Annotated in this window: 2 protein-coding genes; both read right to left on the reverse strand. The window is 59.7% G+C overall.

The features are described from left to right. Positions 1 to 2,124 (reverse strand): FAD-dependent oxidoreductase (locus EN749_RS34090; RefSeq protein WP_145991130.1); only part of this gene is annotated, 2,124 nt, incomplete at its 3' end. Positions 2,125 to 2,191: 67 nt separating this feature from the next. After that, positions 2,192 to 2,471, reverse strand: a 280-nt coding sequence (locus EN749_RS34095) for an enolase C-terminal domain-like protein (protein ID WP_281061945.1), incomplete at its 5' end; no start/stop codon positions are given.

A 2,471-nucleotide genomic window follows, 5' to 3' on the forward strand; every position in this document is an offset into this window, starting at 1 on the left:
GTCCTTGTTCCAGTCGATGAAAGCTGAGAGCCCGCTTTCAGCTGCATCGAAATCCGGGCGGAAGTCCATTGTCCAAACCCCCCAGTTCTTTTCGAGGCGCATCGACATGAGGGCGCGGCTTCCGTAAAAACGCAGCCCGAGATCGCCACCTGCGTGTTCAACCGCCTCAAACAAGCGGATGAGGAACTGCGGACGGCAATAGATTTCAAAGCCTAGTTCGCCCGAGAACGACAGGCGCGAGAGGATCACCGGAACGTCACCCACGACGCATTCCCGGATATCGCGGAACTTGAACGCGTTGTGAGACACGTCCTCTCGCGTAATCCGCGAGAGGAGTTCTCTCGATTTCGGACCTGAGATCGCCAGCCCGTGGAGCTCGTCGGAACGGTTGGTATAGGTTACCCCCTCGGTCGGCAGACGCCGCTCGAACCATCGCCGGTGCATTTCCTGCGCAGCACCTGATCCGAACAGCATGAAGCGGTCTTCCGAGAGGCAGGAGACGGTGAGGTCCCCATAGAGTTTGCCTTTGGGGGTCAACATGGGGGTCAACGCGATCCGACCAGGCTTGGGAAGTTTTCCGGCGAGGACGTAATCGAGGAACGCTCTCGCTCCCGGTCCGGCAAATTCGTGCTTCGAATAGTTGGCGATCTCGATGGCGCCCACGTTCGTGCGAACGCTCTCGATTTCCTGAGCAACGTAGTCATGGCTCCGGTTGCGCTCGAAAGTCGGCTCTTCGTGCGCATCCTCCGGCCCGTCGGCGAACCAGAGAGCATGCTCCAGGCCAAAACTCACCCCCATAACCGCGCCCTTCGCGACCAGGCGATCGTAAAGCGCTGTCGTCTTCTGCCTCCGTCCTTTCGGCAGGGTCTCATTGGGAAACGTCATGACGAAGCGGCGTTCATAGTTCTCTGAGGACTTCACCGTGCCCCAGTCGGCCGTCGCGAAGTTGCCAAACCGGGCGATGTCCATCGCCCAGACATCGATTGAAGGTTCGCCTTCGATCATCCATTCCGCAATCGACCGGCCGACACCACCACCCTGGCAGAATCCGGCCATAACACCGACCGCGGCCCAATAGTTCTGCAGACCGGGGACAGGACCGATCATCGGGTTTCCGTCCGGGCCGAACGTGAAGGGCCCGTTCACTACGGTCTTAATGCCCACCTGGCCAAGGGCTGGTATGCGTTCGAACGCGAGCTCGAGCCGGTCCGCGATCCGCTCGAGATCGGATGGAAGCAGTTCGTGGCCGAAGTCCATCGGGGTACCTGACACCTTCCAAGGCGTGGACTTCGGCTCGTACGTGCCCAGCAGCATGCCGTTACGCTCTTGGCGGAAGTAAATGTTAGCCTCGTAGTCGATGCCCGCCGGAAGGCGCTTGCCGGAAGCCATTCTTTCCACGATTTGGGGGATATCCTCCGTAATCAGGTAGTGGTGCTCCATAGGCTGCACCGGCATGGTTACACCAGCCATCTTCCCAGCTTCTCGCGCCCAGAGCCCGGCGGCGTTCACCAGGTGTTCGGCGTTAATGGTTCCCTTGGGAGTGACCACGTCCCAGGTACCGTCCTTCCTCTGGCGTGTTTCGATAACGGGGGTGTGCGTGTAGTACTGCGCGCCGTGGACGCGGGCAGACTTCGCATAGGCATAGCAGACGCCCGAAGGGTCGACATCTCCGTCAAGCGGGTCCCACAGCGCCGCGAGATAGTGGCTGGGGTCGATGAGCGGATGCCGTTCGGCCGCCTCTTTGACACTGATAAACTCCTGGTCGAGCCCCATGTAACGGGCCTTCGACCGCTCCCGCTTCAGATATTCGTACCAGGTCTTGTTTGACGCGAGGTAGAAGCCGCCCGTGCTGTGAAGCCCAACAGAGTGGCCAGAAGTTTCCTCTATCTCTTTGTAGAGATTGATTGTGTAGCCCTGGAGGCGGCTGATGTTCGGATCTGAGCTGATGGTGTGGATTTGACCTGCCGCGTGCCAACTTGACCCGCTCGTCAGTTCGTCTCGCTCAAGGAGCACACTGTCTTTCCAGCCGAATTTTGCGAGGTGGAAAAGGATGGAACATCCGACAACGCCGCCGCCGATGACGACCGCGCGGGCGTGCGTTGGAAATTGTTTTTCAGCTGTCATGGTTGTCCGCTTTGGGCTGGAGGAGGCGATCGCTTTTTAATTGAGGGACCGGCCGGATGAGCGCTCGCTAAGCGAGTGGAAGCCTTCTGAACCGACCGGCTCGAGCTGGGTCAAAAAAGTGGTCGAGAGGTCCATTGTCGATAAAATGGGCGTGCCAGGTCGCTAGCGCACCTCGGTCGAGCTCGACACCCAAGCCGTGGCCTTCGGGCACGGTCACGACATTGTTGGTCTGGCGGAACGGACCGCCCTGGATGACATCGCCGATCTGCCATCGAAACAGCGACTGCGATGGCTCGGTAATCCAGGGCATTGCCGCCGACATGTGCAGGTAGGCTGCAGTTGCTACC

This window comes from Mesorhizobium sp. M7A.F.Ca.ET.027.02.1.1 (assembly GCF_004022985.1).
GTDB lineage: Bacteria > Pseudomonadota > Alphaproteobacteria > Rhizobiales > Rhizobiaceae > Mesorhizobium.